The organism is Nocardioides sp. NPDC057577, from assembly GCF_042801335.1.
Lineage (GTDB): Bacteria > Actinomycetota > Actinomycetes > Propionibacteriales > Nocardioidaceae > Nocardioides.
This window is the reverse complement of the sequence record NZ_JBHVGB010000015.1, coordinates 4,946-29,744: the sequence shown is the minus strand read 5'-3', so window position 1 is coordinate 29,744 and position 24,799 is coordinate 4,946. Positions and strand designations below refer to the sequence as shown.

Below are 24,799 nucleotides of genomic sequence, written 5' to 3'. Positions count from 1 at the left end.
GGATGGTTCTCCTGGGGTCTGCTGTGTCTGAGATGGGGGGTGGTGGATCAGTGGTTCTCGCGACTGCGGATCTGGTCGGCGATCGCGTGTGCCCGATCGCCGATCTCCTCGGCGCGGGCCCCTTCGCCCGCGGAGACGGCTCGCCAGTAGTCGGTCTTGAGACCGACATACGCCCGTCGGAGCTCGAGGTGCTCGGCCTCCCGGGCGAGGTGCTCGGCATGGCCGATGAGCAGGTCGATCTGCTCCTCGGCGCCGTCGCGGCCGAGGCGGCTGTTGGCGACGTACGTCCTCATGTCGTCGATCGAGAGGCCGATCGCGGCGAGGCAGGCGACGCCGGTCAGCTGGTCCAGGTCGGTCTCGTCGTAGACCCGGTGTCCGCTGCTCGCGCCGCGGCTGACCGGCGAGGTCAGCCCGATCGTCTCGTAGTAGCGCAGGGTGCTGGCCGGTAGCCCGGTCAGCGTCGCCACCTCTCGGATCGTGTACGTCCGAGTCGTTGATGCAGTCACACCAAAGACGCTAAGAACTTCAAGTACTTGAAGTCAAAGAGATGATTTGTCGATTTGTTTATCGCTTGCCGGGTGCCCGGAGGCCGGGTTTACATTGCGATCATGACCATCCGCACCCATGCCGGAGTCGACGCCTACCTCGACGGTCTGCCCGAGTGGCAGCGCGACATCTGCCGAGAGCTGCGCGAGATCATCCACGGCGCCGACCCGGAGATCGAGGAGACGATCAAGCGGACGGTCCAGCCCTACTTCGTGCTGCAGGGCAACGTGTGCGCTCTGCTCGCCACCAAGGACCACGTCAACCTGTTCCTCTACGACCCGACCGTCCCCGATCCCGCGGGGATCATCAACCAGGGGCACGGCAACGCCACCGGGCGAGCCATCCAGATCTACCCCGACGACCCGATCGACCGCCCGGCGCTGACCGAGCTGCTTCGCGCCATCGTGGCCAACAACCGCGCCGGCGGCTGGCGCCGTCTGCAGAAGGGCTGAGCTCGGCTCAGGCCGACCCGGTGAGCACGAGGGCGCCGAGACCCATCATCGCGGTGCCCGCCAGTCCTTCGGTACGCCGCGCGAACGCCGGTGACTGCAGGCGGGGCGCGAGCCGGGTGATGACGGTGATCAGTCCGGCGTACCAGACCAGGCAGAGCACCCAGAACGTCGCGGCGAGCGCGATGTGCTGGGCGAAGGGCGCCAGCGGCGAGAGGTCGAACTGCGGGAACAGCGAGAGGTAGAAGGCGGCGACCTTCGGGTTGAGGAGGTTGCTCAGCAGTCCCTGGCGGAAGCATGTCGAGCGCGCGATGCCGCCGGTTCCGGGGCGGAGGACGGCGGCGGCTGCCACTGAGACCCCCGGCGTCCGGTGCTCCCTGCGAGCACGGACATAGGCGCGCAGCGCCTGGACGCCGAGGTAGACGAGATAGATGCCGCCGGCGACCCGGACGATCTGGAACAGCGTGGGGGAGGCGGTCAGCAGCGCGGTGATGCCGAGAGCCGCCGCGGTGCCGAGGACGGCGAGGCCGGTCATGATGCCCGCCGCGGTCCAGAGGGCCCCGGCGCGCCCGCTGCGGGCGGCGTTGCGCAGCGTCAGCATCATGTCCGGGCCGGGGACGACGATGACGACGAGCGACGTCGCGGCGAAGGCGACCAGTTGTTCCAGCATGGACGCCATTCTATCGCTCGTTTGACGCACTTTGATTGCCGATAATGTCCCTTATGGTGGAAGATGAGCAATATGACGAGCATTGACGCCATTGATCGAGCAATTCTCCGAGAGTTGACCATCGACGGCCGGTTGAGCAACGTCGAGCTCGCCTCCCGGGTGGGCCTGACACCCGCGCCGTGCCTGCGCCGGGTCAGGCGCCTGGAGGAGTCCGGGGTGATCGCCGGCTACCGCGCCCGGCTGGACCCGGTCGCCTCGGGTCGGGACTTCTGTGTCTATCTGCTGGTCCAGATCACGATGACCAGCAAGGAGGTCGTCGACCAGTTCGAGGAGATGGTCGCCTCCTACGACGAGGTCACCGAGATGCGGCGGGTCTATGGCGAGATCGACTACGTGATCCGTGTCGACGTCGCCGACAGCAACGCCTTCGAACGCTTCCAGACCGAGAAGATGTACCCGCTCCCGGGCGTCCACCGGATGGTCTCCCACCCCACGATGAAGGCCGTCAAGAGCAACGACTGACCCGCCCGATCGGGGTCGTCGAAAAAAGGTCGGAACTATCGCTTGACCTTGACCCAAGGTCAACCCTCGACGCTATTCGACATGAACCCGACACCAGCAATCGAGATCGCCGGACTGACCAAGTCCTACGGCGACGTGCACGTCCTCCAGGGCGTCGACATGAGCGTCGAGAAGGGGAGCATCTTCGCCCTCCTCGGCTCCAACGGCGCCGGCAAGACCACGACCGTGAAGATCCTGACGACGCTCCTCAAGGCGGACGGCGGCCAGGCGACGGTCAACGGCTTCGACGTCGCGACGCAGGCCCAGGACGTACGCACGTCCATCAGCCTCACCGGCCAGTTCGCCGCCGTCGACGAGATCCTGACCGGCCGCGAGAACCTCATCCTGATCGCCAAGCTGCTCCGCCAGAAGAACCCCGGCGGGGTCGCCGATGAGCTCCTCGCCCGGTTCTCGCTCACCGAGGCCGGCGGCCGCAAGGTCGCGACGTACTCCGGTGGTATGCGCCGCCGGATCGACATCGCGATGAGCCTGATCGGCAACCCGCCGGTGATCTTCCTCGACGAGCCGACCACCGGTCTCGACCCGGAGGCCCGGATCGAGGTCTGGCAGACCGTCAAGGAGCTCGCCGACCGCGGCACGACCGTCCTGCTCACCACCCAGTACCTCGAGGAGGCCGAGCAGCTCGCCGACCGGATCGCGATCCTCCACGAGGGCCGCATCATCGCCAACGGAACCCTCGCCGAGCTCAAGGCGATGTTCCCGCCGGCCAAGCAGGAGTACGTCGAGAAGCAGCCGTCCCTCGAGGAGATCTTCCTCGCCATCACCAGCAAGTCCAACGGCGAGTCCGCCAGCACGAACAACGTGAAGGAGTCACGATGACCACCCGATTCTTCGGCGACACCGCCGTCCTGACCGGCCGTTCCCTGCGACACATCGGCCGCAGCCCCGACACCATCGTCACCACCGCGATCACCCCGGTCGCCATGATGCTCATGTTCGTGTACGTCTTCGGCGGCGCGATCGACACCGGCTCCCACCAGAGCTATGTCAGCTATCAGCTACCCGGCATCCTGTTGATCACCATCGCCTCCGGCATCGCCTACACCGCCTACCGTCTGTTCCAGGACAAGAACGGCGGCATGTTCGACCGGTTCCAGTCGATGCCGATCGCCCGCTCGGCGGTGCTGTGGGGTCACGTGATCACCTCGGTGGTGGCGAACATGGTCTCGCTGGTCGTGGTGGTGCTCGTCGCCCTGCTGATGGGCTTCCGCACCGGCGCGAGCGTGCTCGACTGGCTCGCGGTCATCGGGATCCTGGCTCTGTTCACCCTCGCGCTGACCTGGCTCGCGGTGATCCCCGGCCTGACGGCCGGCACGGTCGAGGGCGCCAGCGCCTTCTCCTACCCGCTGATCTTCCTGCCCTTCCTCAGCTCGGCGTTCGTCCCGACCGACACCATGCCCGGTCCGGTGCAGGCCTTCGCCGAGCACCAGCCGGTCACCCCGATCGTCGACACCATCCGGGCGATCTTCGCCGGGGAGGACCCGGGCAACGACCTGTGGATCGCGCTGGCCTGGTGCATCGGCCTCCTGGTCGTCGCGTACGTCCTGGCCACCGCCGCCTACCGCCGCAAGTTCTCCTGAACCACGCGGCAAAACCACGAGACAAAGTACGGCGTTCCCGCCACTATTCGGGGATGCTCACGATCAGCCAGCTGGCGTCGTACGCCGGTGTCACCGTCAGGGCCGTGCGCCACTACCACGCCAAAGGGCTGTTGGTGGAGCCAGAGCGCGACCACTCGGGATACCGACGCTACGACGCCGCTGCTGTGGTCGACCTGATCAAGATCCGCATTCTCGCCGACGCCGGCGTCCCGCTCTCCCGTGTCAAGGAGCTGCTGGACGCCGGCGACGACGATTTCAAGAAGGCGGTCGGTGAGATCGACAAGCGCCTCCGTCTCGAGATCCGTGAGCTCCAGGGCCACCGCGAGCGGATCGCCCGGCTCGTCCACGGCGAGGGGCTCGCCCTCCCGCCGGAGGCGGTCGCCTATCTGGAACGGATGCGCGAGCTCGGCATCCCGGAGCGGATGATCGAGGGCGAGCGCGACGCCTGGATCCTCGTCGCCGCCCAGCAGCCGCAGAGCATGGAGGCCTTCATCCGCAACAAGGTCGGCCAGCTCGACGACCCCTCGGTCGTGGAGACCTACAAGCAGATGGAAGGCATGCTCGACTGGCAGCCCGGCGACCCGCGCCTGGAGACCATTGCCGACCAGATCGTCGCCCAGATGAACGCGGTATCGGAGGAGGACTGGGCGGTCTATGTCGACGGCGACCAGGCCATGCCCGACGAGCTCGCCGCCCTGCTCGACTCGATGTTCGTCGAGCAGGTCCCCGTCGCCCGTGACCTCATGCGCCTGGTCGAGAAGCGCGGCTACACCGGCTGGACCAAGCTCGAGCGGATCGAGAAGTAGAGGACGTACGACCTAGAGCCGCTCCGCCCGCCAGCTGCTCGGACTGCAGCCATACCGGCCGCGGAACCAGCGGGTGAAGTTGCTCGGGGCGGAGAACGACAGGAGCTCGGAGATCTCGGTCAGCGAGTAGTGCCCGCCCGCGAGCATCCTCTCCGCCAGCGCGCCCCGGGTCTCGTCGAGCACGGAGGAGAACGTCAGGTCGTACGCCGCGAGCCGGCGGTGCACCGTACGACGGTCCACGCCGAGACTGCGGGCGACCTGCTCGATCGAGCAGCGCCCGGTCGGCAGCAGCACCTCGATCAGCTCGCGTACGCGATCGGGGACGGTGCCCACGCGTGACGGCTCGACCGACTCCAGCAGGTGGTAGGCGTACTGGTGGAGGCCGGGGTCGGCCATCCGGTTAGGGGCGGCGAGGTCGGCGGCGGAGAACACCAGCCCGTGGAACTCGTGGTCGAAGGTCACCGTCGTGCCGAACACGCGTCGATGCGTGGCGGCGTCGGTCGGTGGGTGGTGGGCGAAGCACACCGCGAGCGGGCGCCACTCCGCCCCCAGGAACCCCCGTAGCAGCCGGTGCACGACGGCGACGGCGAGCTCGATCGCCTGGCGTGACTCGGCGGGTTCCCCGAGGTCGAGCTCGACCCGGATCGTCGCCGTGCCACCCGACTCGGTGAGCCGCGTGCGCAGCGACTCGTTGTACATGTGCTCGTAGCGGCTCAGGATGCGCAGCATGCTGCGTACGTCCGGCTCCTCCCGGACCACCAGGCTCAGCGGGCCGAGGTTGGAGAACCGGCGCCGCTCCGCGAGCCGCAGCCCGAAGTCCTCGTGGTGCGACTCCTGAGCCGACCGCTCGAGGAGTGTCGCGACGGTGGCGGCGGGCACCCAGCGGTCCTGCATCCCCAGACCTGCCGGGTCGAGGCCGCAGCGACGCATCAGGCTGCTCGGGTCGAGCCCGAGCGACCGGCTCAGATCGGCATAGCCGTTGAGCGCCGCGTAGCGAGCGAGTGGCTTCACACGTCCCTCCGGGTGTCCCTGAATGACAAGCAACCTGTCCCCTGAGGATAAGCGAGGACCGATCTCCGTCCCTAGTGTTGCGTACGTCACATCGTCAGCCCGAGGAGATCCCAGTGGCACACGCCGTACGCATCGAGGAGACCGGAGCGCCCGAGGTCATGCGCTGGATGCCGGTCGAGGTCGGCATCCCGGGGCCCGGCGAGGTCAGGGTCCGCCACGCCGCGGTCGGGCTCAACTTCGCCGACACCTACTTCCGCACCGGGCTCTACCCGGCCCCGCTCCCGAACGGGCTCGGCGTCGAGGGCGCGGGCGTGATCGAGGCCGTCGGTCCCGGCGTCACCGACTTCGCGCCGGGTGACCGGGTGACCTACACCGGCAGCCCCCTCGGCGCCTACAGCACCGAGCGCGTGATGCCGGTCGACTCCCTGATCAGGCTCCCCGACAACATCGACTTCGAGACCGCGGCGGCGATGACCATGCGCGGCCTGACGACGGCCTACCTGCTGCGCCGCATCCACCCGCTCCAGGCAGGTGACACCGTGCTGCTCCACGCCGCGGCCGGCGGAGTGGGGCTGATCTTCTGCCAGTGGGCGGCCCTGCTCGGGGTCCGGGTGATCGGCACCGTCTCCACGCCGGAGAAGGCCGAGGTGGCCAAGGCACACGGCTGCGCCGAGGTCATCCTCTACCGCGAGCAGGACGTCGCCGCCGAGGTACGCCGCCTCACCGACGGGGCCGGCGTGCCGGTGGTCTACGACAGCATCGGCGCGACCACCTTCCACACGTCCCTGGACTCCCTGGCCCGTCGCGGCCTGCTGGTCTGCTTCGGCACGTCCTCGGGCCCGATCCCGCCGATCAACGCGATGGACCTGGCCGTCAAGGGCTCGGTGTTCGTCACCCGCCCCGCGCTGGCCGACTACATCGCCGACCCGGCCGAGCGCGCCGCACTGGCCGGCGAGCTTTTCGACCACGTCGGCGCCGGCCGCATCCGCATCGAGATCAACCAGCGCTACGACCTGGCCGACTGCGTCCAGGCACACCGGGACCTCGAGGCCGGCCGCACCGTCGGCTCCTCGGTCTTCAAGGTCTGACCTGTCCGAACAGAGAGGAGAACAACCATGAACACCACGACGTACGCCGCCCCCGACCGTCCTGCCGCCTCCCGGCAGAGCTTTGAGGTCGAGCCGCTGACCTGCAGCATCGGTGCCGAGCTGTCCGGGGTCGACCTCGCCGAGGTCTCCCGCGACGAGGCGCTCTTCGCCGAGCTGAAGGCGCTGCTGCTGCGCTACAAGGTCGTCTTCTTCCGCGACCAGGACATCACCCGCGCCGAGCACGTGGCCCTGGCCCAGCGGTTCGGTCAGCTGGAGGACCACCCGGTCGTCGGCTCCGACCCCGACCACCCCGGCCTCGTCCGGATCTACAAGGACCTCGACAGCCCGCCCGAGCGGTTCGAGAACGCGTACCACTGCGACGCGACCTGGCGGGTGAACCCGCCGATGGGCAGCGTCCTGCGCTGCGTCGAGGGACCCGAGGTCGGCGGCGACACGATGTGGGTCAACATGGCGCTCGCCTACGAGCAGCTGCCCGACGAGGTCAAGACCAAGATCGCCGGGCTGAGGGCACGCCACAGCATCGAGGCGACCTTCGGCGCCCGGATGCCGATCACGGAGCGGCTCGCGCTCAAGGAGCGGTTCCCCGACGCGGAGCACCCGGTGGTGCGTACCCATCCGGAGACCGGCGAGAAGGTGCTGTTCGTCAACAGCTTCACCACGCACCTGACCAACTTCCACACCGCCGAGAACGTACGCACCGGCATCGACTACGCGCCGGGCGCCGGCGAGCTGCTCCGCTATCTGACGAGCCGGGCGAGCATCCCCGAGCACCAGGTCCGCTGGCGCTGGACGAGGAACAGCTTCGCGATCTGGGACAACCGCTCGACCCAGCACTACGCCGTCCAGGACTACTGGCCCGCCGTCCGAAAGATGGAGCGCGCCGGGATCGTCGGCGACCGCCCCTTCTGACCCCCACCCACCACCAACGCCGAACCCCGGAAAGAGAGACCGACATGCACTTCCACGACGACGCCCTGTTCCCCGAGCTCCAGGACAAGCTGGTCATCACCGCCGCCCCATACGGCCCTGAGTGGGAGCCGGACGACTTCCGCGAGGACCTGCCGCTGACCATGGAGGAGCACATCCAGCAGGCGGTGGACTGCTTCGACGCCGGTGCCACGGTCCTGCACATCCACGTCCGCGAGCTCGACGGCAAGGGCTCCAAGCGGCTCTCCAAGTTCAACGAGCTGCTGGCCGGGCTGCGTGAAGCGGTTCCGGAGATGATCCTGCAGGTCGGCGGCTCGATCTCGTTCGCCCCCGAGGGCGAGGGCGCGGATGCCAAGTGGCTCTCCGACGACACCCGGCACATGCTCGCCGAGCTCGACCCGAAGCCCGACCAGGTGACCATCGCGATCAACACCAGCCAGATGAACATCATGGAGCTGATGACCGCCGACGACATCGCCGGCACCTCGATGGAGCGTCCCGAGCTCGCCGAGGCGTACCGCGAGATGACCGTGCCCGCCGGCCCCGCCTGGGTCGAGGAGCACCTGCGCCGGCTGCAGGCCAGCGGCATCCAGCCGCACTTCCAGCTCTCCAGCATCCCGCAGCTGGAGACCGTCGAGCGGCTGATCCGCCGCGGCGTCTACACCGGCCCGCTCAACCTGACCTGGGTCGGCATCGGCGGTGGCTTCGACGGCCCCAACCCGTACAACATCATGAACTTCATCCAGCGGGTCCCCGACGGCGCCTGCCTGACCCTGGAGACCCTGATGCGCAGCGTCCTCCCGGTCAACGCGATGGCGATCGCGATGGGTCTGCACACCCGGTGCGGCAACGAGGACACCATCTGGGGCAGCAAGGGCGAGAAGTTCACCTCGGTCCAGCAGATCGAGCAGCTGGTCCGGATCGCCGGCGAGCTCGGCCGCGAGGTGGCCGACGCCAAGGATGCCCATGACATCTACCGGATCGGCGAGACGTACGCCGACACCGACGAGACCCTGGCCAAGCTGGGCTACGCCCCGAACCGCCGGCCCGGCCAGGTCGGCTTCACCCAGCACGCCTAGGGACCTGCGATGACGACGCAGAATGCTGTGAGCGCCCCGGTCCAGGTCTCGGAACGGTCCCGGTCGAGCGCCTACCCGTGGCTCGTCTTCGCCCTCGCCTTCGGGCTGCTGCTCTCGGACTACATGTCTCGCCAGGTCCTCAGTGCGGTCTTCCCCGTGCTCAAGTCCGAGTGGGCGCTCTCCGACTCCCATCTGGCGTCGTTGAGCAGCATCGTCGCGCTGATGGTCGGGCTGCTGACCCTCCCCATCTCGATCGTCGCCGACAGGTGGGGACGGGTCCGCAGCCTGGTCGCGATGGCCGTGCTGTGGAGTGTGGCGACCGGCCTGTGCGCGGTCGCCATGAACTACCACCAGATGCTCGCCGCCCGCTTCCTGGTGGGCGTCGGCGAGGCGGCGTACGGCAGCGTCGGCATCGCGGTGGTGCTCAGCATCTTCGCGCGCCGGCTGCATGCCACCCTCAGCGGCGCGTTCATGGCCGGTGGGTCGTTCGGATCGGTCGTCGGTGTCGTCCTCGGCGGCTACATCGCCGCGCACACGAGCTGGCGCTGGTCGTTCGTGGCGATGGCGGTCTTCGGGCTGGTGCTGGTGGTGGCCTTCCGGGCCGTCGTCAACGAGCGCCGGCTGGCCGAGCACGGGGCAGCGGTGGCGGCCGACGACACCGCGGTCGCCTCCCCGGCCGCGGGCTTCCGGGCACCGTTGTCGAGCCTTTACACCAACCCCGCCGTGCTCTGCGCCTACGTCGGCGGTGGGCTGCAGATGTTCACCGCCGGTGTGCTGCTCGCCTGGATGCCGAGCTTCTTCAACCGCTATCACGGCCTTGCCACGGACAGGGCGGCGGCGCTCGCGGCCGTCGTGGTGCTGCTGGTCGGCTCCGGCATGGTCGTGTGCGGTGTGGTCACGGACCGGGTCGGTCGGCGTGACGTACGTCTGAAGTGGGTCGCCTCGATCGTCTTCTGCCTGCTCTCGCTGGTGTGCCTGCCGATCGGCTTCCACCTCGGGTCCGGGCCGCTCTCGACCTCGCTCATCGGTATCGGCGCCTTCTTCGCGGCGGGATCCTCGGGTCCGATCGCGGCGATGGTCGCGAACCTGACCCACACCTCGGTGCGGGCTTCGGCGATGGGCACGCTGACCCTTGCCAACAGCCTGCTCGGGCTGGCGCTGGGGCCCTTCGTGGTCGGCGTCCTCGCCGACCGGATCGGTCTCCTGGCAGCGCTGCAGATCGCGCCGCTGGCGTACATCGTCGCGGTCCTCGCCCTCGTGCTCGGCTGGCGGCTGCACCCGGCGGGTGCGCGCAAGCTCGCCCGGCTGTCGTCCGACAGCTGACTTCCTTGACAGACCCATTCGACAGACCCTTCGAAAGATACGGAGCTCGCCGTGACCGACCGAGACGTACCCGTCGTGGTGATCGTGCCCGGCCTTCGCGACCACGTCGCCGAGCACTGGCAGACGCACTACGCCGCCACGCTCACCGACGCTCGCATCCTGCCGCCGCTCGAGCCCGGGAAGCACGCCAGACTCGACCTCGAGGCGCGGGTCGCCGCCCTCGAGGAGATGGTGGGGCAAGCGGCCGATCGGGCCGAGGGTCGACCGGTGGTCCTGGTCGCCCACAGCGCCGGCGTACCTCTCCTGGTGCACTGGGCCGACCGCTCACCCAGCACCTCCCGGGTGCGGGCCGCCCTGCTGGCGACACCGCCCGACTTCGAGGTGCCGCTGCCCGACGGCTATCCGACGGGACGGGAGCTGCGGGCCCACGGCTGGACGCCGCTGCCGCGCAGACGACTGCCGTTCCCCACCACGGTGGCGGCCAGCCGCAACGACCCGCTGGCTGGCTATCGCCGGGTCGCCGGGATGGCCGAGACCTGGGGTTCGCGCCTGGTCGACCTCGGCGATGTCGGCCATCTCAACCCGGCCTCCGGCTTCGGCCCGTGGCCTCGGGTCGAGGAGCTCGTGGCCGATCTTGTGGACCGAGCCGCCCGCCGCTCAGGCGCCGGCGATCGCTAGCAGGTCACGCACCGGGCCCGCGGGCGGGCGCCCACCGCCCACCCACACGGCTCGGAACTCTCGGGACAGGTCCAGCTCCGCCACCGGAACCGCGACGAGGGTGCCCAGGTCGACGTCGGCCTGGGACGCCCGGCTCGACACGAACGCCGGTGACCCGCCGGCGCGTACGGCGGCGAGGATCGCGGCGTTCGTCGCGAACTCCACCTCGGGGTCCGCCAGCCGCTCGCCCCTGGCCGCCAGCGCGGACTCCACGACCGCGCGAGTGCCGGACCCGAGCTCGCGGCACGTCAGCGGACGTGTCGCGAGCTCGCGCGGGCTGATCCCCGCGCGGCGACGTGCCCAGCGGTCGTCGGGCGCCGCGACCAGGACGAGGTCGTCGACGCCGACCTTCGCGGTGGCGAGTCCCGCGGTGTCGACCGGGCCCTCGACGAAGCCCAGGTCCGCTTCCCCCTGACGCACCGCGGTGACGACGTCCTCGGAGTTCGCGGCCCGAAGGCTCACCGCGACCCGTCGCTGCTGCCGCAGCCGGACGAGCCAGCGGGGGAGCAGGTGCTCCGCGGTCGTCATCGACGCGTGCACGTGCAGCTCGTCGGAGCGCCCGCGGCGCAGCGTCTGCAGCGCGTTCTCGATCTCGTCGGCGCGTTCGAGCAGGTCAGCGCTCCACTCGACCAACAGCTTCCCCGCCTGGGTCAGCGCCGATCCCCGATGTGCCCGTTGCACGAGCACCAGTCCGACCTGGGTCTCCATCGTGCGCAGCCGCTCCGAGGCGGATTGCTGGGACATCCCCGCCGCGCGGCCGGCGGCGCCGATGCTGCCGAACCGGGCGACGTCGGCGAGCAGGCGGAGGGACGGGATGTCGGGCAGCATGGTCACAGGATATCCCTGTGACCCCACAGTCATCTGGGTGCTACCGGTGCTCCGCGGCCGCGCCGAGCATGGAGACATGAGGCTCCCCTACGGTCCGAACTGGTACGCAGCCACGATGGGCACCGGCATCGTCGCCGTCGTCCTGCCCGGTCTTCCCTTCCGGGTTCCGGGAGCGATGCCGCTCGCGCTGGCGTTCTGGGTGGCGGCAACCGCCCTCCTGGCGGCCACGGTCACGGCGATGCTGCTCGGCATCCGCCAAGAGCGCTCGCTGCTGCGCCGCCACTACGACGACCCGGTGATGTCCCACTTCTACGGGGCTCCGGCGATGGCGCTCATGACCGTCGGTGCCGGCGCGGTCGGTGTCGGCCAGGACGTGCTCGGTGCCGACACGGCGGTCGCGCTGGCCGCAGCGCTGTGGGCGGCGGGCACCCTCCTCGGCCTGTGGACCGCGATCGCGGTGCCGTACCGGGCGATCACGCGTCACGGGGTCGCCGACGACAGCGCGACCGGTGGCTGGCTGATGCCGGTCGTACCCCCGATGGTCTCGGCGACGACCGGCGCCGCGCTGGTTCCGCACCTCCCGGCCGGGCAGCCCCGCGAGACCCTCCTGATCGTCTGCTACGCCTTCTTCGGCCTGACCGTCATCGCCGGACTGCTCGTGCTCAACCAGCTCTGGCAGCGGCTCGTCCGCCACGGTGCCCTCGCCCCGGCGACCCTGCCCACCGTGTGGATCGTGCTCGGCTTCCTGGGGCAGTCGACCACGGCGGTCCACCACCTCGGTGTGCTCGCGCCGAGCGTGGTGCCCGAGTACGGCCACGCGCTCGGCATGCTCGCGGTCTGCTACGGCGTGCCGGTGTGGGGCTTCACCGTCCTGTGGACCGCCCTCGCGCTCGCGCTGACGGTGCGCCAGGTCCGCGACGGGCTGCCGGTGGCACCGACCTGGTGGTCGTTCACGTTCCCGGTCGGGACCGTCGCCACGGGCAGCAGCGCCCTCGCCGCGGCGACGGGCCTGGCGCTCTTCGAGATCGCTGCCGGGCTCGCGACGCTCGGGTTGCTGGTGGGGTGGTTCGCTGCTGCGTACGCGACGCTGCGGCTGTTCGCCGATCAGCCAGTCACGGCAGTCCCGCTACCGCAAGGTCGTCAGAGCCAGATGGAAATGCAGCACTGAGGTCGAGCGGCGCGGCGACAGTGCTGGTCTTCCGAGCCCTGTACGAGGTAGGAACGATCGGTAGGCAAGGGAGCCCGCACACCAGAGAGGACCGACATGCCCGACTACGTCGCTGCCATCGACCAAGGCACCACGAGCACTCGCTGCATGATCTTCGACCACAGCGGTAAGGAGGTGGCCCGCCACCAACTGGAGCACCAGCAGATCCTGCCGCAGGCCGGCTGGGTCGAGCACAACCCGGTGGAGATCTGGGAGCGCACCAGGGCGGTGATCCAGATCGCGCTCGGCAGCAAGGGCCTGACGGACGAGGACATCGCCGCGCTCGGCGTGACCAACCAGCGCGAGACCACCGTGGTGTGGAACAAGAGGACCGGACGGCCCTACTACAACGCGATCGTCTGGCAGGACACCCGCACCGACCGGATCGCCTCCAGCCTCGACAAGGACGAGCGCGGCGACATCATCCGCCGCAAGGCCGGGCTCCCGCCGGCGACCTACTTCGCCGGAGGCAAGATCCAGTGGATCCTGGAGAACGTCGACGGTGTCCGCGAGGCCGCGGAGAGCGGCGACGCCATCTTCGGCACCACCGACAGCTGGATCGTCTGGAACCTGACCGGTGGGCCCACCGGGGGCGTACACGTCACCGACGTCACCAACGCCAGCCGCACCATGCTGATGAACCTCGAGACCCTCGACTGGGACGAGGAGCTCCTCGGCTTCTTCGACATCCCGCGCCAGATGCTCCCCGAGATCCGGCCCTCCTCCGACCCGAGCGCCTATGGCACCACGGTGAAGAACGGCCCGCTCGGCGGCGAGATCCCGATCACCGGCATCCTCGGCGACCAGCAGGCCGCCATGGTCGGGCAGGTCTGCCTGGACGCGGGCGAGGCCAAGAACACCTACGGCACCGGCAACTTCCTGCTGCTCAACACCGGCCCGGAGCTCGTCCGCTCCCGGAACGGCCTCCTCACCACGGTCTGCTACCAGTTCGGCGACCAGCCACCGGCGTACGCACTGGAGGGCTCGATCGCCGTCACCGGCTCTGCGGTGCAGTGGCTGCGTGACCAGCTGCGGTTGATCAGCAACGCCACGCAGGTCGAGGCCCTCGCCAAGGAGGTCGAGGACAACGGTGGGGTCTACTTCGTCCCGGCCTTCTCCGGTCTCTTCGCCCCCTACTGGCGCTCGGACGCCCGCGGCGTGATCGTCGGCCTGTCCCGGTTCAACAACAGCGGCCACATCGCCCGCGCGGCCCTGGAGGCGATCTGCTACCAGAGCCGTGACGTCGCCGAAGCGATGGAGAAGGACTCCGGCGTACGCCTCGAGGTCCTCAAGGTCGACGGCGGCATCACCGCCAACGAGCTGTGCATGCAGATCCAGGCCGACGTCCTCGGTGTCGAGGTCAGCCGCCCTGTCGTCGCCGAGACCACCGCGCTCGGAGCCGCCTACGCGGCCGGGCTCGCCGTCGGCTTCTGGCAGGACACCGACGAGCTCCGCCAGAACTGGAACGAGTCCAAGCGCTGGCAGCCGGCCTGGAGCGAGGAGCAGCGCGAGACCGGATACGCCGGCTGGCGGAAGGCCGTCGACCGCACCCTGAACTGGGTCGACGTCGACTGAAAACGCCCTTTTGGGGTATGTGCGCGCCGACCCTGCGGACGTACGTTGCGAAGAGGGCCCGGCCGGGGCCCGGCGACTGCCTCGACCGGCCCGTTGGCATACCGACGACCGAGGAGGCAGCATGTTCATCCAGATGATCCAGGGGCCCTGTACCCGGCAGGACGAGGCCCACCAGTTGCTCGACGAGTGGCGCCGTGACCTCGCGCCGAGTGCGACCGGGTGGCTCGGCGGCACCTACGGATTCACCGACGACGGCCAGCTCATCGGGGTGGTCCGCTTCGAGTCCCGGGAGATGGCGATGGCCAACTCCGACCGCCCCGAGCAGGGCGAGTGGGCGGCGAAGATGGCCGAGGTCATGGACGGGCCGATGGAGTTCCACGACTGCGACGACGTCACGCTGCTCTTCGACGGCGGCTCCGACGACGCCGGGTTCGTGCAGATCATCCGTGGCCGTGTCGACGACCCGAGCCGGCTCAAGGCGATGATGGCCGACACCACGCAACTGCACGAGATGCGCCCGGAGATCCTCGGTGGCACCCTCGCGATCGAGGCGGACGGCAGCTTCGTCGAGACCGTCGCGTTCACCAGCGAGGACGCGGCGCGCAAGGGCGAGCAGCTCGAGCCCCCGGCCGACGTACGCCGGGAGCTCGACTACGCGATGCAGGGCGCGACCTTCTACGACCTCCACCACCCGTGGTTCGAGAGCGCCTGAGGAGGCTGCGATGCTCACCGAAAGCAGGGTGATGGCCAACATCCCGGCCGCCGACCTCGGGAGGGCGCGTCGTTTCTACGCCGACAAGCTCGGCCTCGAGCCGGCCGACGAGAACCCCGGCGGGCTGGTCTACACGACGTCCGGAGGGACGTCCTTCCACCTCTACGAGACCGACCAGGCGGGCAAGGCCGGCCACACGATCGCCCAGTTCCACGTGGCCGACGTCCGCAAGGAGGTCGACGCCCTGGGCGCCAAGGGCGTCAGCTTCGAGCACTACGACATGCCCGGGATGACCTGGGACGGCGACGTCGCCGGGATGGGCGAGGCCGGGCACGCCGCCTGGTTCAAGGACAGCGAGGACAACATCCTCTGCATCGACGACATGGCGCCTGCCTGACAGAGGGCGGACGGGGCCCGGTCGCTCAGCCGGGTCCCTCGCCCGCACCCACGTGCTGAGCCAGGTACGCCTGGAGGCCGACGCGATCGATCGCGTCGAGCTGGGACTCGAACCAGTCGGCGTGCTTCTCCTCGTCGCGGACCATCTCCTCGAAGACGGCAGCGGTGCCGTGGTCGCCGAGCCGGTGGCACTCCGCGCCGCCGGCGTTGAACTGGGTGACCGCGGCGCGCTCGCTCGCCAGGGCGAGGGAGAGCATCTCCTCGGCGGTCTCACCCACCTCGATGGCGTTGAGCCGCTGGACGTTGGGGTGGCCGTCGAACATCAGGATCCGGTTGATCAGGTCGTCGGCGTCGCGCATCTCGTCGATGGAGAGGTCGTAGAAGACCTTGCCGAGCTTGGGCAGGCCCCAGTTGTCGAGCATTCGAGCATGCAGAAAGTACGTGTTGGTGACGGTGAGCTCGAACGTGAGCGCCTCGTTGAGGAGCTCGACGACGCGTGGATCGACTGGCTGCATGACGCACCTCCGGTAACGGGATCTGTCCCGATACTCGCACGGCACCCCGGGAGTGAGGACAGACTCAGTTTGTGACCGGTTGCGTCAGCTCGCGGCGCCGTCGGCAGCCAGCTGCGAGCACTCGTGCTCGAGGTGCCGGGTGACGATCTTCTTCACCGAGAAGATGCACGAGCCGCAGTCCTGGGCGGCGCCCGTGGAGCGGCAGATCGCACTGACCGTGCGGGCGCCGTCGGCCAGCGCGACGTCGACGTCACGGTCCGTGACGACTCGGCACTGGCAGACGATCATGGGATTAGGTTAGCCGACCCTAATCAGGAAGACGAGCGGGCGTCCCACTTCTTACCTTCGGTCCGGTCGCGGAGATTCACATTCTCCCGGTATGGTCCAGGTCACACTGTTGCTCCCGGCCCTCGGAGGATCCCTTGCGCATCGCAGTCATCGGCACCGGCTTCGGCGGCCTGGCCGCCACGATCGAGCTCAAGAAGCGCGGCCACGACGACATCGTCGTGTTCGAGAAGGCCGGAGACGTCGGCGGTGTGTGGCGCGAGAACACCTACCCGGGCGCCGCCTGCGACGTACCGTCCAGCCTCTACTCCTACTCCTTCGAGCCCAACCCGCACTGGCCCCACAAGTTCTCCCGCCAGCCCGCGATCCTCGACTACATCCACCAGGTCGTCGACAAGTACGACGTACGCCGCCACATCCGGTTCCACACCGAGGTGACCGCGGCCCGCTGGGACGACGAGGCGAAGACCTGGCAGCTCGAGCTCAGCACGGGGGAGACCGAGACGGTCGACCTGTTCGTACCCGCCGTCGGCCAGCTCTCCCGGCCATCGATCCCGAACATCCCCGGCGCCGACACCTTCCGGGGCGAGGTGTTCCACTCCGCCGAGTGGAACCACGACCTCAGCCTCACCGGCAAGCGGGTCGCGGTGATCGGCACCGGGGCGAGCGCGATCCAGTTCGTGCCCGAGGTGCGGAAGGACGCGGCGAAGGTGCTCCTCTTCCAGCGCACGGCGCCCTACATCGTTCCGCGCAAGGACTTCGAGCGCACCGACCCCGCCCACCCGATCCCGCAGCTCCTCAACCGCGCGAAGATCTGGACCCAGGCCGAGTGGCTGACCACGACCTTCCACATCAAGCCGCTCGCCGCGGTGATGCGCACCTGGTCCAAGCGGCACATGCGGGCTCAGACCGCGGCGAAGCCCGGGCTCTTCGAGAAGGTGTGGCCCGACTACGCGTTCGGCTGCAAGCGTGTCCTCTTCGCTGACGACTACCTGCCGGCCCTCGCCCAGCCCAACGTGGACCTGATCACCGACGACATCACCGAGATCACCTCGACCGGCGTCACGACCGCCGACGGGCAGCACCACGAGGTCGACGTCATCATCTGGGGCACCGGCTTCAAGGCCACCGACTTCCTCGTCCCGATGACGATCGCCGGCACCCAGGGCCGCGACCTGCACACCCACTGGAAGGATGGTGCCCACGCCTACCACGGCATGACCGTCCCCGGTTTCCCCAACCTGCTGATCATGTACGGCCCCAACACCAACACCGGCGGCGGATCGATCATCTACTTCCTGGAGACCCAGGCCCGCTATCTGGGCCGCTACGCCGATCACATCGCTGAGGCGGGGCCGCTCGAGATCCGGGCCGATGTCGAGGAGGCCTACGACGCCCGGATCCAGGACCAGCTCGCCGACAGCGTCTGGAGCAAGTGCAGCTCCTGGTATCGGGAGAAGAACGGCCGGATCACCACCAACTGGCCCAGCATCTCGGCGCGCTATCGACGCAGCGCCAGCTACGAGAAAGCCGACTACGCGTCCGCCTGAGCGTTCACCCTCGATGGGGTCCTGAAGGGGCTTTGTGCCCGATCTGTTCCTTCCCTTATCCGTGTGGTAGGCCACATACTCGAAGGGATGACTACCTCAACCCCCCGGCGGCGACACTTCGCCGCGAGTCCTTTCAAGGCAGATCCCGAGCCGGTCATTGAGCAGTTCGAGTCTGGGGACATGGTTTCCCACGACTCCTTCGGCCTGGGTCGGGTCGTCAACAAAGAAACGGCCGCAGTCACTGTCGACTTCGGTCCCCGGCTGGTGCGTATCGCCAGCCCCTTCCCCAAGCTTTCCAAGCTCTGAGAATCTTCAGAGCTGACAGGAGAACGCCTCCCCGAGCACTGCTCGGGGAGGCGTTCTCGTTCCGACGGACCTATTTCTTCTTCGTCGGATAGGCCGCGTCGACCTCCACCTCGACCAGCCAGCCGTCCACGGGCAGGTTCTCGATCTCGAGCGCGAACCGCGACGGGCGGGCGGGGTTGACGACCATCGGAGCCGCTGGCGCAGCAGAGCCCAGGGGCACCGGCACCGCCTCGCCCGTCGAGACGGACGTGTTCGCGAAGAACTGCCGGTAGGCCCGGTTCCAGCCCGCGAAGTCCATCTTCGCCTCGCCCGCGGGGTTCTGCAGGAAGACCCGCATCGTGATCACGTCGTCGTAGGAGAGCCCGGCCGCCTCGAGGTTCTCCCCGATCCGGCGCAGCACGTTGATGCCCTGAGCCTCGGTGATGGTCACGCCCGGCGGTAGCTCACCACCCGGGAACACCGCGGTGTCGATGTAGGCCGCCTCCCCGCTCGCCCCGGTGTTGAGCCGGGACGGACCGAGCCCGCTGGACTTGTAGATCGCGGCCTCCGGCCCGATCGCGACGCCGTTGGCGATCGACGGGTTGTCCTGTCCCGCAGGCAGCACCGAGATCGTCTCCCCACCACGTGGCGGGAACGGGGACCACTTGCTTCCGGCCACCGCCGCCGTCGGCGCGACCAGAGCCGCGGTCAACCCGACCACGGCCACCACCTTCGTACGCGGCGACATCATGCCGTCACCCGCGCGTGCAGCTTCTCGACGGCCGCCCGGGCAGCCGTGATCGCGCCGTGCTGCCAGGCCACGGAGTGACTGAGGTGATCGCCCGCGAAGTACGTGTTGCCGGTGGCGTCCAGCAGCCGGGTGTAGAGCGGATCGGTGTCGGCGGTCGTCGAGTAGGCCCAGGCTCCCTCGGAGAACTTCTGCGTCTTCCAGTCCTGGCTGTAGGAGGCGGTGATGCCCTCGCCGTAGACGTCGCCGAAGATCTGCTTGCCCTGGTCCACCGCCCGCGAGAGCCGCTGGGCCGGGGTGAGCACGCCGTAGGTGTCGGCCGCGCTCCCGGTGTTGTAGTAGCCGATCATCGTGCCCCTGTCCCCGTTGAACCCGTACGACGGGTGCCACATGTTGCGCAGGTCGAGGCGGGTGTTGGTGATCCCGCCGTAGATGCGGAAGTCCTCCTCCCACCAGCGCCGGTCGTACTCGATCCCGATCTTGCCTGCGTTCGAGGGCCCGAAGGACTTCAGGCTCGCGGTGACGTCGGCGCCGAGGTTGTGCGGGACCTTGGCCGCGATGTGCGGCGGCATGCAGTTGATCGCGAAGTCGGCCTTGATGGTCTCGGTCTTCCCGCGTGCCTTGTACGCCACGGAGACGCCGGTCGAGGTGTTCTTCCACTCCACGACCTCGGCCCCGTAGCGGATGTTCCGCGCCCCGACGGCCTTGGCGAAGGCGTACGGGATCGCGTCCATGCCGCCCACCGGCTGATACATCATCATCGCCTGGTCGTAGCCGAACTCGAAGGAGAAGTACTGGCCCAGGCCGGCGGCGAGGACCGCGCTCATCGCGTTCGGTGCCACCTCGGTGCCGGACTCCTGTCCGGCGCCCGGCTCGACCGCGTAGCCCGCGCGGCTGGAGCCGGTGTAGGCGTACCCCTCCGCCTTGGAGCCGAGGTCGCCGAAGCTCCTCAGGAACGAGATCAGCGCATCCTTGTCCTCGGCGGTCAGCTCCTCGTCGAGGGCACCCTTGTCGGTCGCCTTCGCGAGCAGCTCGGAGACATAGCCGTACGTGTCCGCCTTCGCCTGACGCATCTGCACCGCGCCGATGCCGTGGTCGCCGGGGTAGTAGAGCAGCGCGTTGGCGTTCTGGTTGGTGAACGCCTCGATCGGGACGCCCAGCTCCTTGCAGTAGTCCAGCGTGATGTGGCTCTGCGGCAGCCGGCCGGGGCCGGCGTTCATGTACTGCCCCTTGGAGAACCCGGCGACCTGGGTGACCCCGTTCAGATCAGTCACCCGGGTCCCGCCGCGCACGGTGAAGTTGCGGCCACCCGGCCGCTCGCGTCCCTCGAGCACGGTGACCTTGTAGCCACCCTTGAGCAGCTCGTACGCAGCGGTGAGCCCGGCGATGCCGCCGCCGAGGATCACGACCGACTTGCTGCCGGCCCGGGCGAGATCGGAGGGCTTGGGAGGAGTGAAGCCAGGGGTCTCCGCGGCGTGAGCCGAGGTGAGCCCGAGAGCACCCATGCTGTGCAGCATGACTCCCGCGCCGCCGGCGAGGCCGACGTTGCGCAGGAAGTTCCGACGTGACTGAGTCTGAGTCATGTGGGGGATCCGTTCTGTTGGGGACGCCCCGAAACGTAGGAAGCCGTTGTTGCAGCGTGATTGCGTTTGCGTCTCGCTAGAACGCTTGTTCTCCAACTCGTCAGTAGCCTTAGGGCCGTGACCGTCACCATCCGCGATGCAGCTCCCGCCGACGTACCCGAGATCCTCCGCCTCGTCCACGCTCTGGCCGTCTACGAGAAGGAGCCCGACGCGGTCGAGGCGACGGAGACCGACTTCTCCACCGCGCTCTTCCCCGAGTCCGGCACCCCGACCACGCGCTGCCTGATCGCCGAGAGCGATGGCACCGTCATCGGCATCGCGGTCTGGTACGTCACCTTCTCCACCTGGACCGGCCGTAACGGCATCTGGCTCGAGGACCTCTTCGTCGACCCCGCCCACCGTGGCGCCGGCGCAGGCAAGGCCCTTCTCGTACGTCTCGCCGAGATCTGCGTCGAGAACGACTGGCGCCGCCTCGAGTGGTGGGTGCTGACGTGGAACGAGCCGTCGATCGCCTTCTACCGCTCCCTCGGCTCGGTCCCGCAGGACGAGTGGGAGGTCCACCGCATCGACGGCGCCGCCCTCGAGGCGCTGGGCGCCGGCGGCTGAGCTACTCCGCCGCCCCGGGTCCGGGCAGCACGTCGATGTCGTCGGCGTGCATCGGCTCGCCACAGTGGGAGCAGCGCAGATCGACGTGACCGATCTCCCCGCAGGCGTGGTGCCGGTAGAGCACCGGCGGACCGGCCTCGCCGGCGAGCCACTTGTCACCCCAGCCGACCATCACCATCAGGATGTCGACGAGCTCGCGCCCCTTCTCGGTCAGCACATACTCATAGCGCGGCCGGTTGTCGTAGGCCTGTTTCTCCAGCACCCCGTGCTCGACCAGATGCGCGAGCCGCTCGGTGAGCACCTTCCGGGAGATCCCGAGATCGGCCTGGATCTGGTCGAACCGGTTCATGCCGACCCAGATGTCGCGCAGCACGAGCGGCGACCACGGCTCCCCGATCACGTCGAGCGTGCGCGCGATCGAGCAGGCCATGTCGCCGAAGTTCGTACGTTGCATGCCCAGAATCTACCAGTCGGGGTTCCCTGAAGGAACTCAGGGTGCTACGGTCATTGAGTCTCTTCAGGAAACTCTGACCACGGGAGCGATCATGAGCAAGGTCCTCGCAGCACTCTCGGTCTCCGTCGACGGATTCATCACCGGAAGGGGCCCGGGCCCCGGTCGCGGTCTGGGTGACGGCGGCATCCTCTTCGATTGGTACTTCGACGGCGACACCCCCAGCCAGGTCTTCGACGGCTTCAAGCTCTCCGAGCAGAGCGCCCGTGTCTTCGACGCGCTGGCTGCCCGCGACGGCGTCAGCCTCGCCGGCCGCAACACCTACGACGACTCCGGCTGGGGCACGGGCGGCGCGCCGCACCCGACCGCGTCGCTGGTTGTCCTCTCCCATCGCCCCGCCCCGGAGATCCACGACCGCCAGACTTTCGCCCCGACCGTCGAGGACGCGATCGCCGTCGCGAAGGAGCAGGCCGGCGGCAAGGATGTCGGCCTTATGGGCGGCGGCGTCGTGACCGCAGCGCTGAGGGCCGGACTCGTCGACGAGATCGTCCTCCACCAGGTCCCGATCCTCCTCGGCGCCGGCCGCCGCTTCTTCGACGAGCTCCCCGAGCACATCTCGCTCGAGATCGTCGAGGTCGTCCCCGCCCCCGGCGTCACCCACCTCCACTACCGCGTCATCCGCTGACCACCCACCAGGAGGAAAACGATGATCGACCCCGACGTACGCGTCTTTCTCGATGGCACCAACCTGGCTCACGTCGCCACCATCGGACCCGACGGCGCCCCGCGCACCTCCCCGGTCTGGATCGGCACCCATGGCGACCATGTCGTCTTCCTGACCGGCAACCGAGGCCGTAAGTACCGCAACCTCCACACCGACCCACGCATCGCGCTCTCCCTGGCACCCCAGGACAACGACTTCATGCCGGTGATCCTCCGCGGCCGCGTCGTCGACTGGATCGAGGACGAGCGCCGCTGGGAGATCATCGACGAGATCGCTACCCGATATACCGGCGCGCCCTACCCCCGAGACGTCGACGCGTTCGGCGACCGCGCCGTCGCCCTGATCGACCTCGACCACCAGCACCTCGGCGTCGGCTGATCGGGCCGCAGGCTCACGGCTCCCCGAGAACCGTCGCCACCAACCCCTCGACCTCGTCCGTACGCAGCGGCTCCGGTGTCATCAGCCGCCGATAGAACACCGCACCCGCCAAGGCTTCCGCCGCGCGCTCCGGATCCCCGACATCCTGCCCCGACTCCTGCATCCGGACGAGGGCATGAACCAGCCGCGTACGCCGCTCCGTGCTGTAGCGGTGATGCAGGTCCCTCAAGCCGGCGTCGCGCTCGGCGCCGTCGAGCACGGCCGGAAGACAGTCGGACATCAGGGACGACTGCATGGCGGAGGCGAGGTGGGTGACGATCGCGACCACATCGGCTCGCGGGTCCTGTGCGCCGGCCTCCGGTCGCGGTTGCACGTTGAGCGTCTCGATCGCCGCGGCGACCAGACTGAGCCGGTCGTGGCCGAGCCGATAGATGGTGCTTCGGGCAACCCCGGCGCGCGTCGCCACGCCATCGATGCTGAATCCGCCGTATCCCCGCTCGGCGAGCTCCGCGAGCGCCGCTTCGAGCACTCTTTCCCGACTGCGCACCACTCGGGGGTCTGTCCGCCCTTGACGAGAAGTCATGCACGGAGCGTACTATGCAACAGTACTGTTGCAGAAAGGAGAGACAGATGATTCCCGGATTCCGCTACATCGTCGACGACATCCCTGCCGCCGTCGCCTTCTACCGCGAGCTCGGGTTCGAGGACGTCGGCCCGAGAGCAGGCGGTTTCGCGATGCTCGAGGGCCGCGGTCTGCGGCTGATGCTGAACTGCCCGGGTGCCGGTGGTGCCGGGCAGGCTGCCGACGACGGCAAGGTCCCGAGCCCCGGTGGCTGGGGCCGCATCCAGCTCGAGGTGCCCGACGTCGACCAGGAGCTCCGGCGCCTGAGCGAAGCCGGTGCGCGGGTACGGACCAGCCGCATCGATGGCCGAGGCGGCGCCCAGGCCGTGATCGAGGACCCGGCCGGCAACCCGGTCGAGCTCTTCACGCCTGCCTAACCAAGGTGCACGAGGGTCGGGCCGTGTGACTCAACGGCCCCCGGGCCTTGTCCCGGGGGTCTAGAGTGGAGCCCAGAACATCGCACGAAAAAAGTTGCCCTGGCGATTTGAAACGGCGTCAGGGTGTGTGTAGTGTTCTCCGAGTCGCCAGGGTGCGGCGGGAAGCAAGCGCGAGTCTTCGGGCGGGCTTCCGGCCCCGGAGCGGCCACCTCCACTCTTCGAGCATCGCTCGAGCCAGGGTGTTCTAGATGTTGATCTTCGAATCGACAAAAGAACCTCAGGGTCTGGTTCAACCAGATCAGCACGGCCATGAGTGGGCCCGGTTTAAAGCGATAAACACTGCGGGTTTCCCGAATTGGTGATTAGAGCGAAAGCCACTAAAGTCCTCCAGGACTGAGGCGGATAAGGCTTCAAACTTTCAGCGGGAAAGCGCGGAACGCGCCGAATTGCGAAAGCGAGAAACACTCCGCTAAAGTCGGGTAAGACGAAGCAGAGATACAACTGCTAATCCAGCAGAAAAGCGCGAAAGCGCCGAGTTGGAGAAGCGAGAGTGGCTCTGATAAAGTCTGCGAGGCGGGACCGGAAACTAGGGTTCTGGAGTTGGACAAGGAAGCGGAAACGCCGAATTGCGAAAGCGAAAGAAAGCCTGCTAAGGTTCAGCACGAAGAACAAAGCAGAACATAAAGCGAATAAAGCAGTCACCGGACTGGCGAAGATGAGAGTCTGAAATCTACCGGTGTGCGTGTGATTCTTGAGAACTCAACAGTGTGTCATAGTCGACGAATTAGTTTGTTATGCCCCGTCGACCATATCCCAAGGGGATGATGGTTGATGGTTTCTTTGACAATTGATTCTGGCAATTATCCAGTCTTTCGGGACTGGGAACATGTCAGTGTCTCCTGTCAGGGCATCTCTTTTTCCAGGCATCTTCGGGTGTTTGGTGTTGTTTTTCAACGGAGAGTTTGATCCTGGCTCAGGACGAACGCTGGCGGCGTGCTTAACACATGCAAGTCGAGCGGAAAGGCCCTTCGGGGTACTCAAGCGGCGAACGGGTGAGTAACACGTGAGTAATCTGCCCCAGGCTCTGGGATAGCCACCGGAAACGGTGATTAATACCGGATACGACAACCGATTGCA

Annotated in this window: 30 protein-coding genes and 1 rRNA gene (1 of these 31 only partly in view); 21 read left to right on the top strand and 10 right to left on the bottom strand. The window is 68.2% G+C overall.

Annotated features, from left to right (window positions below; genetic code table 11):
• Positions 1–47: 47 nt before the first annotated feature.
• Positions 48–506 (bottom strand): MerR family transcriptional regulator, encoded by a 459-nt coding sequence (locus tag ACFU7D_RS05195; RefSeq protein ID WP_378864209.1) that lies wholly within the window; start codon positions 504–506, stop codon positions 48–50.
• A 102-nt stretch (positions 507–608) separates the two neighbouring features.
• On the opposite strand from ACFU7D_RS05195, the gene ACFU7D_RS05190 reads away from it, so the two are divergent.
• On the top strand, positions 609–998 hold the full coding sequence (locus ACFU7D_RS05190; RefSeq protein WP_378864207.1) for a DUF1801 domain-containing protein: 390 nt from the start codon (positions 609–611) through the stop codon (positions 996–998).
• 7 nt (positions 999–1,005) lie between these two features.
• Here ACFU7D_RS05190 and ACFU7D_RS05185 read toward each other — a convergent pair whose 3' ends face one another.
• On the bottom strand, positions 1,006–1,665 hold the full coding sequence (locus ACFU7D_RS05185) for a LysE family translocator (protein ID WP_378864204.1): 660 nt from the start codon (positions 1,663–1,665) through the stop codon (positions 1,006–1,008).
• A 63-nt stretch (positions 1,666–1,728) separates the two neighbouring features.
• On the opposite strand from ACFU7D_RS05185, the gene ACFU7D_RS05180 reads away from it, so the two are divergent.
• The 4 genes from ACFU7D_RS05180 to ACFU7D_RS05165 all read left to right on the top strand — a co-directional run bounded on the left by ACFU7D_RS05180 (position 1,729) and on the right by ACFU7D_RS05165 (position 4,654).
• On the top strand, positions 1,729–2,187 hold the full coding sequence (locus ACFU7D_RS05180) for an Lrp/AsnC family transcriptional regulator (protein WP_378864201.1): 459 nt from the start codon (positions 1,729–1,731) through the stop codon (positions 2,185–2,187).
• Positions 2,188–2,268: 81 nt separating this feature from the next.
• Positions 2,269–3,066, top strand: coding sequence for an ABC transporter ATP-binding protein (locus tag ACFU7D_RS05175; RefSeq protein WP_378864198.1), 798 nt, complete (start codon positions 2,269–2,271; stop codon positions 3,064–3,066).
• On the top strand, positions 3,063–3,827 hold the full coding sequence (locus ACFU7D_RS05170; RefSeq protein WP_378864195.1) for an ABC transporter permease: 765 nt from the start codon (positions 3,063–3,065) through the stop codon (positions 3,825–3,827). Before ACFU7D_RS05175 ends, ACFU7D_RS05170 begins: the two co-directional genes overlap by 4 nt.
• Positions 3,828–3,880: 53 nt before the next feature.
• Positions 3,881–4,654 carry a MerR family transcriptional regulator gene (locus ACFU7D_RS05165; protein ID WP_378864192.1) on the top strand — a complete coding sequence of 258 codons (774 nt, stop codon included), beginning with the start codon at positions 3,881–3,883 and terminating at the stop codon, positions 4,652–4,654.
• 12 nt (positions 4,655–4,666) lie between these two features.
• On the opposite strand, the gene ACFU7D_RS05160 is transcribed toward ACFU7D_RS05165, so the two are convergent.
• Positions 4,667–5,665, bottom strand: coding sequence for an AraC family transcriptional regulator (locus tag ACFU7D_RS05160; protein WP_378864189.1), 999 nt, complete (start codon positions 5,663–5,665; stop codon positions 4,667–4,669).
• Positions 5,666–5,778: 113 nt separating this feature from the next.
• Between ACFU7D_RS05160 and ACFU7D_RS05155 the strand changes: the two genes are divergently transcribed.
• The 5 genes from ACFU7D_RS05155 to ACFU7D_RS05135 are packed head-to-tail and all read left to right on the top strand — an operon-like array spanning position 5,779 to position 10,781.
• Positions 5,779–6,753, top strand: coding sequence for a quinone oxidoreductase family protein (locus ACFU7D_RS05155; protein ID WP_378864186.1), 975 nt, complete (start codon positions 5,779–5,781; stop codon positions 6,751–6,753).
• A 27-nt stretch (positions 6,754–6,780) separates the two neighbouring features.
• Positions 6,781–7,683, top strand: coding sequence for a TauD/TfdA dioxygenase family protein (locus ACFU7D_RS05150; protein ID WP_378864183.1), 903 nt, complete (start codon positions 6,781–6,783; stop codon positions 7,681–7,683).
• Between the two features lie 44 nt (positions 7,684–7,727).
• The gene (locus ACFU7D_RS05145) at positions 7,728–8,780 is read left to right on the top strand and encodes a 3-keto-5-aminohexanoate cleavage protein (protein WP_378864180.1); all 1,053 of its coding nucleotides are present in this window, start codon (positions 7,728–7,730) and stop codon (positions 8,778–8,780) included.
• Positions 8,781–8,789: 9 nt separating this feature from the next.
• On the top strand, positions 8,790–10,103 hold the full coding sequence (locus ACFU7D_RS05140) for an MFS transporter (protein WP_378864177.1): 1,314 nt from the start codon (positions 8,790–8,792) through the stop codon (positions 10,101–10,103).
• Between the two features lie 51 nt (positions 10,104–10,154).
• A complete protein-coding gene (locus tag ACFU7D_RS05135) occupies positions 10,155–10,781 on the top strand; it encodes an RBBP9/YdeN family alpha/beta hydrolase (RefSeq protein ID WP_378864172.1) in 627 nt (208 codons plus the stop codon).
• Here ACFU7D_RS05135 and ACFU7D_RS05130 read toward each other — a convergent pair.
• Positions 10,761–11,648, bottom strand: a complete 888-nt coding sequence (locus ACFU7D_RS05130; RefSeq protein ID WP_378864278.1) for a LysR substrate-binding domain-containing protein — start codon at positions 11,646–11,648, stop codon at positions 10,761–10,763. The genes ACFU7D_RS05135 and ACFU7D_RS05130 overlap by 21 nt on opposite strands.
• A 76-nt stretch (positions 11,649–11,724) precedes the next feature.
• On the opposite strand from ACFU7D_RS05130, the gene ACFU7D_RS05125 reads away from it, so the two are divergent.
• The 4 genes from ACFU7D_RS05125 (at position 11,725) to ACFU7D_RS05110 (ending at position 15,539) form a co-directional block, all read left to right on the top strand.
• Positions 11,725–12,816 (top strand): TDT family transporter, encoded by a 1,092-nt coding sequence (locus ACFU7D_RS05125; RefSeq protein WP_378864169.1) that lies wholly within the window; start codon positions 11,725–11,727, stop codon positions 12,814–12,816.
• 96 nt (positions 12,817–12,912) lie between these two features.
• Entirely contained in the window at positions 12,913–14,430 is a 1,518-nt protein-coding gene (gene glpK / locus ACFU7D_RS05120; protein WP_378864165.1) for a glycerol kinase GlpK, read from the top strand.
• A gap of 121 nt (positions 14,431–14,551) precedes the next feature.
• Positions 14,552–15,142 carry a hypothetical protein gene (locus tag ACFU7D_RS05115; RefSeq protein WP_378864162.1) on the top strand — a complete coding sequence of 197 codons (591 nt, stop codon included), beginning with the start codon at positions 14,552–14,554 and terminating at the stop codon, positions 15,140–15,142.
• A 10-nt stretch (positions 15,143–15,152) separates the two neighbouring features.
• A complete protein-coding gene (locus ACFU7D_RS05110; RefSeq protein ID WP_378864159.1) occupies positions 15,153–15,539 on the top strand; it encodes a VOC family protein in 387 nt (128 codons plus the stop codon).
• Between the two features lie 25 nt (positions 15,540–15,564).
• Here the strand turns inward: ACFU7D_RS05110 and bfr are convergent, their stop codons facing one another.
• Both bfr and ACFU7D_RS05100 read right to left on the bottom strand, forming a co-directional pair.
• Positions 15,565–16,053, bottom strand: coding sequence for a bacterioferritin (gene bfr / locus ACFU7D_RS05105; protein ID WP_378728050.1), 489 nt, complete (start codon positions 16,051–16,053; stop codon positions 15,565–15,567).
• 84 nt (positions 16,054–16,137) lie between these two features.
• Positions 16,138–16,341, bottom strand: a complete 204-nt coding sequence (locus ACFU7D_RS05100; protein ID WP_091044234.1) for a bacterioferritin-associated ferredoxin — start codon at positions 16,339–16,341, stop codon at positions 16,138–16,140.
• Positions 16,342–16,475: 134 nt separating this feature from the next.
• Here ACFU7D_RS05100 and ACFU7D_RS05095 point away from each other — a divergent pair, with 134 nt between their 5' ends.
• Positions 16,476–17,888: a flavin-containing monooxygenase gene (locus ACFU7D_RS05095; RefSeq protein WP_378864154.1), complete on the top strand. Its 1,413-nt coding sequence runs from the start codon at positions 16,476–16,478 to the stop codon at positions 17,886–17,888.
• An 87-nt stretch (positions 17,889–17,975) separates the two neighbouring features.
• Positions 17,976–18,194, top strand: coding sequence for a hypothetical protein (locus ACFU7D_RS05090; protein WP_378728044.1), 219 nt, complete (start codon positions 17,976–17,978; stop codon positions 18,192–18,194).
• 70 nt (positions 18,195–18,264) lie between these two features.
• Here ACFU7D_RS05090 and ACFU7D_RS05085 read toward each other — a convergent pair whose 3' ends face one another.
• Positions 18,265–18,921, bottom strand: coding sequence for a Rid family hydrolase (locus tag ACFU7D_RS05085; protein WP_378864151.1), 657 nt, complete (start codon positions 18,919–18,921; stop codon positions 18,265–18,267).
• The gene (locus ACFU7D_RS05080; protein ID WP_378864148.1) at positions 18,921–20,504 is read right to left on the bottom strand and encodes a flavin monoamine oxidase family protein; all 1,584 of its coding nucleotides are present in this window, start codon (positions 20,502–20,504) and stop codon (positions 18,921–18,923) included. Before ACFU7D_RS05080 ends, ACFU7D_RS05085 begins: the two co-directional genes overlap by 1 nt.
• Before the next feature lie 117 nt (positions 20,505–20,621).
• Here ACFU7D_RS05080 and ACFU7D_RS05075 point away from each other — a divergent pair, with 117 nt between their 5' ends.
• On the top strand, positions 20,622–21,110 hold the full coding sequence (locus tag ACFU7D_RS05075; RefSeq protein ID WP_378864145.1) for a GNAT family N-acetyltransferase: 489 nt from the start codon (positions 20,622–20,624) through the stop codon (positions 21,108–21,110).
• A 1-nt stretch (position 21,111) separates the two neighbouring features.
• Here ACFU7D_RS05075 and ACFU7D_RS05070 read toward each other — a convergent pair whose 3' ends face one another.
• Positions 21,112–21,564, bottom strand: coding sequence for a winged helix-turn-helix transcriptional regulator (locus ACFU7D_RS05070; protein WP_378864142.1), 453 nt, complete (start codon positions 21,562–21,564; stop codon positions 21,112–21,114).
• 91 nt (positions 21,565–21,655) lie between these two features.
• Here ACFU7D_RS05070 and ACFU7D_RS05065 point away from each other — a divergent pair, with 91 nt between their 5' ends.
• A complete protein-coding gene (locus tag ACFU7D_RS05065; protein ID WP_378864139.1) occupies positions 21,656–22,246 on the top strand; it encodes a dihydrofolate reductase family protein in 591 nt (196 codons plus the stop codon).
• Positions 22,247–22,267: 21 nt separating this feature from the next.
• On the top strand, positions 22,268–22,663 hold the full coding sequence (locus ACFU7D_RS05060; RefSeq protein WP_378728039.1) for a TIGR03618 family F420-dependent PPOX class oxidoreductase: 396 nt from the start codon (positions 22,268–22,270) through the stop codon (positions 22,661–22,663).
• A gap of 13 nt (positions 22,664–22,676) precedes the next feature.
• Here ACFU7D_RS05060 and ACFU7D_RS05055 read toward each other — a convergent pair whose 3' ends face one another.
• Positions 22,677–23,246, bottom strand: a complete 570-nt coding sequence (locus ACFU7D_RS05055) for a TetR-like C-terminal domain-containing protein (RefSeq protein ID WP_378864135.1) — start codon at positions 23,244–23,246, stop codon at positions 22,677–22,679.
• 47 nt (positions 23,247–23,293) lie between these two features.
• Between ACFU7D_RS05055 and ACFU7D_RS05050 the strand changes: the two genes are divergently transcribed.
• The gene (locus tag ACFU7D_RS05050; RefSeq protein WP_378728037.1) at positions 23,294–23,662 is read left to right on the top strand and encodes a VOC family protein; all 369 of its coding nucleotides are present in this window, start codon (positions 23,294–23,296) and stop codon (positions 23,660–23,662) included.
• A gap of 950 nt (positions 23,663–24,612) precedes the next feature.
• Positions 24,613–24,799, top strand: a 16S ribosomal RNA gene (locus tag ACFU7D_RS05045); it runs 1,522 nt beyond the window's last position.

Excerpts from the sequence above, each read along its gene's own strand:
- ACFU7D_RS05190 (WP_378864207.1), top strand. The coding sequence starts at position 609 with ATGACCATCCGCACCCATGCCGGAGTCGACGCCTACCTCGACGGTCTG.
- ACFU7D_RS05185 (WP_378864204.1), bottom strand. The coding sequence starts at position 1,665 with ATGCTGGAACAACTGGTCGCCTTCGCCGCGACGTCGCTCGTCGTCATC.
- ACFU7D_RS05180 (WP_378864201.1), top strand. The coding sequence starts at position 1,729 with ATGAGCAATATGACGAGCATTGACGCCATTGATCGAGCAATTCTCCGA.
- ACFU7D_RS05175 (WP_378864198.1), top strand. The coding sequence starts at position 2,269 with ATGAACCCGACACCAGCAATCGAGATCGCCGGACTGACCAAGTCCTAC.
- ACFU7D_RS05170 (WP_378864195.1), top strand. The coding sequence starts at position 3,063 with ATGACCACCCGATTCTTCGGCGACACCGCCGTCCTGACCGGCCGTTCC.
- ACFU7D_RS05165 (WP_378864192.1), top strand. The coding sequence starts at position 3,881 with ATGCTCACGATCAGCCAGCTGGCGTCGTACGCCGGTGTCACCGTCAGG.
- ACFU7D_RS05150 (WP_378864183.1), top strand. The coding sequence starts at position 6,781 with ATGAACACCACGACGTACGCCGCCCCCGACCGTCCTGCCGCCTCCCGG.
- ACFU7D_RS05145 (WP_378864180.1), top strand. The coding sequence starts at position 7,728 with ATGCACTTCCACGACGACGCCCTGTTCCCCGAGCTCCAGGACAAGCTG.
- ACFU7D_RS05140 (WP_378864177.1), top strand. The coding sequence starts at position 8,790 with ATGACGACGCAGAATGCTGTGAGCGCCCCGGTCCAGGTCTCGGAACGG.
- ACFU7D_RS05130 (WP_378864278.1), bottom strand. The coding sequence starts at position 11,648 with ATGCTGCCCGACATCCCGTCCCTCCGCCTGCTCGCCGACGTCGCCCGG.
- ACFU7D_RS05125 (WP_378864169.1), top strand. The coding sequence starts at position 11,725 with ATGAGGCTCCCCTACGGTCCGAACTGGTACGCAGCCACGATGGGCACC.
- glpK (WP_378864165.1), top strand. The coding sequence starts at position 12,913 with ATGCCCGACTACGTCGCTGCCATCGACCAAGGCACCACGAGCACTCGC.
- ACFU7D_RS05115 (WP_378864162.1), top strand. The coding sequence starts at position 14,552 with ATGTTCATCCAGATGATCCAGGGGCCCTGTACCCGGCAGGACGAGGCC.
- ACFU7D_RS05110 (WP_378864159.1), top strand. The coding sequence starts at position 15,153 with ATGCTCACCGAAAGCAGGGTGATGGCCAACATCCCGGCCGCCGACCTC.
- bfr (WP_378728050.1), bottom strand. The coding sequence starts at position 16,053 with ATGCAGCCAGTCGATCCACGCGTCGTCGAGCTCCTCAACGAGGCGCTC.
- ACFU7D_RS05100 (WP_091044234.1), bottom strand. The coding sequence starts at position 16,341 with ATGATCGTCTGCCAGTGCCGAGTCGTCACGGACCGTGACGTCGACGTC.
- ACFU7D_RS05090 (WP_378728044.1), top strand. The coding sequence starts at position 17,976 with ATGACTACCTCAACCCCCCGGCGGCGACACTTCGCCGCGAGTCCTTTC.
- ACFU7D_RS05085 (WP_378864151.1), bottom strand. The coding sequence starts at position 18,921 with ATGTCGCCGCGTACGAAGGTGGTGGCCGTGGTCGGGTTGACCGCGGCT.
- ACFU7D_RS05080 (WP_378864148.1), bottom strand. The coding sequence starts at position 20,504 with ATGACTCAGACTCAGTCACGTCGGAACTTCCTGCGCAACGTCGGCCTC.
- ACFU7D_RS05070 (WP_378864142.1), bottom strand. The coding sequence starts at position 21,564 with ATGCAACGTACGAACTTCGGCGACATGGCCTGCTCGATCGCGCGCACG.
- ACFU7D_RS05065 (WP_378864139.1), top strand. The coding sequence starts at position 21,656 with ATGAGCAAGGTCCTCGCAGCACTCTCGGTCTCCGTCGACGGATTCATC.
- ACFU7D_RS05060 (WP_378728039.1), top strand. The coding sequence starts at position 22,268 with ATGATCGACCCCGACGTACGCGTCTTTCTCGATGGCACCAACCTGGCT.
- ACFU7D_RS05055 (WP_378864135.1), bottom strand. The coding sequence starts at position 23,246 with ATGACTTCTCGTCAAGGGCGGACAGACCCCCGAGTGGTGCGCAGTCGG.
- ACFU7D_RS05050 (WP_378728037.1), top strand. The coding sequence starts at position 23,294 with ATGATTCCCGGATTCCGCTACATCGTCGACGACATCCCTGCCGCCGTC.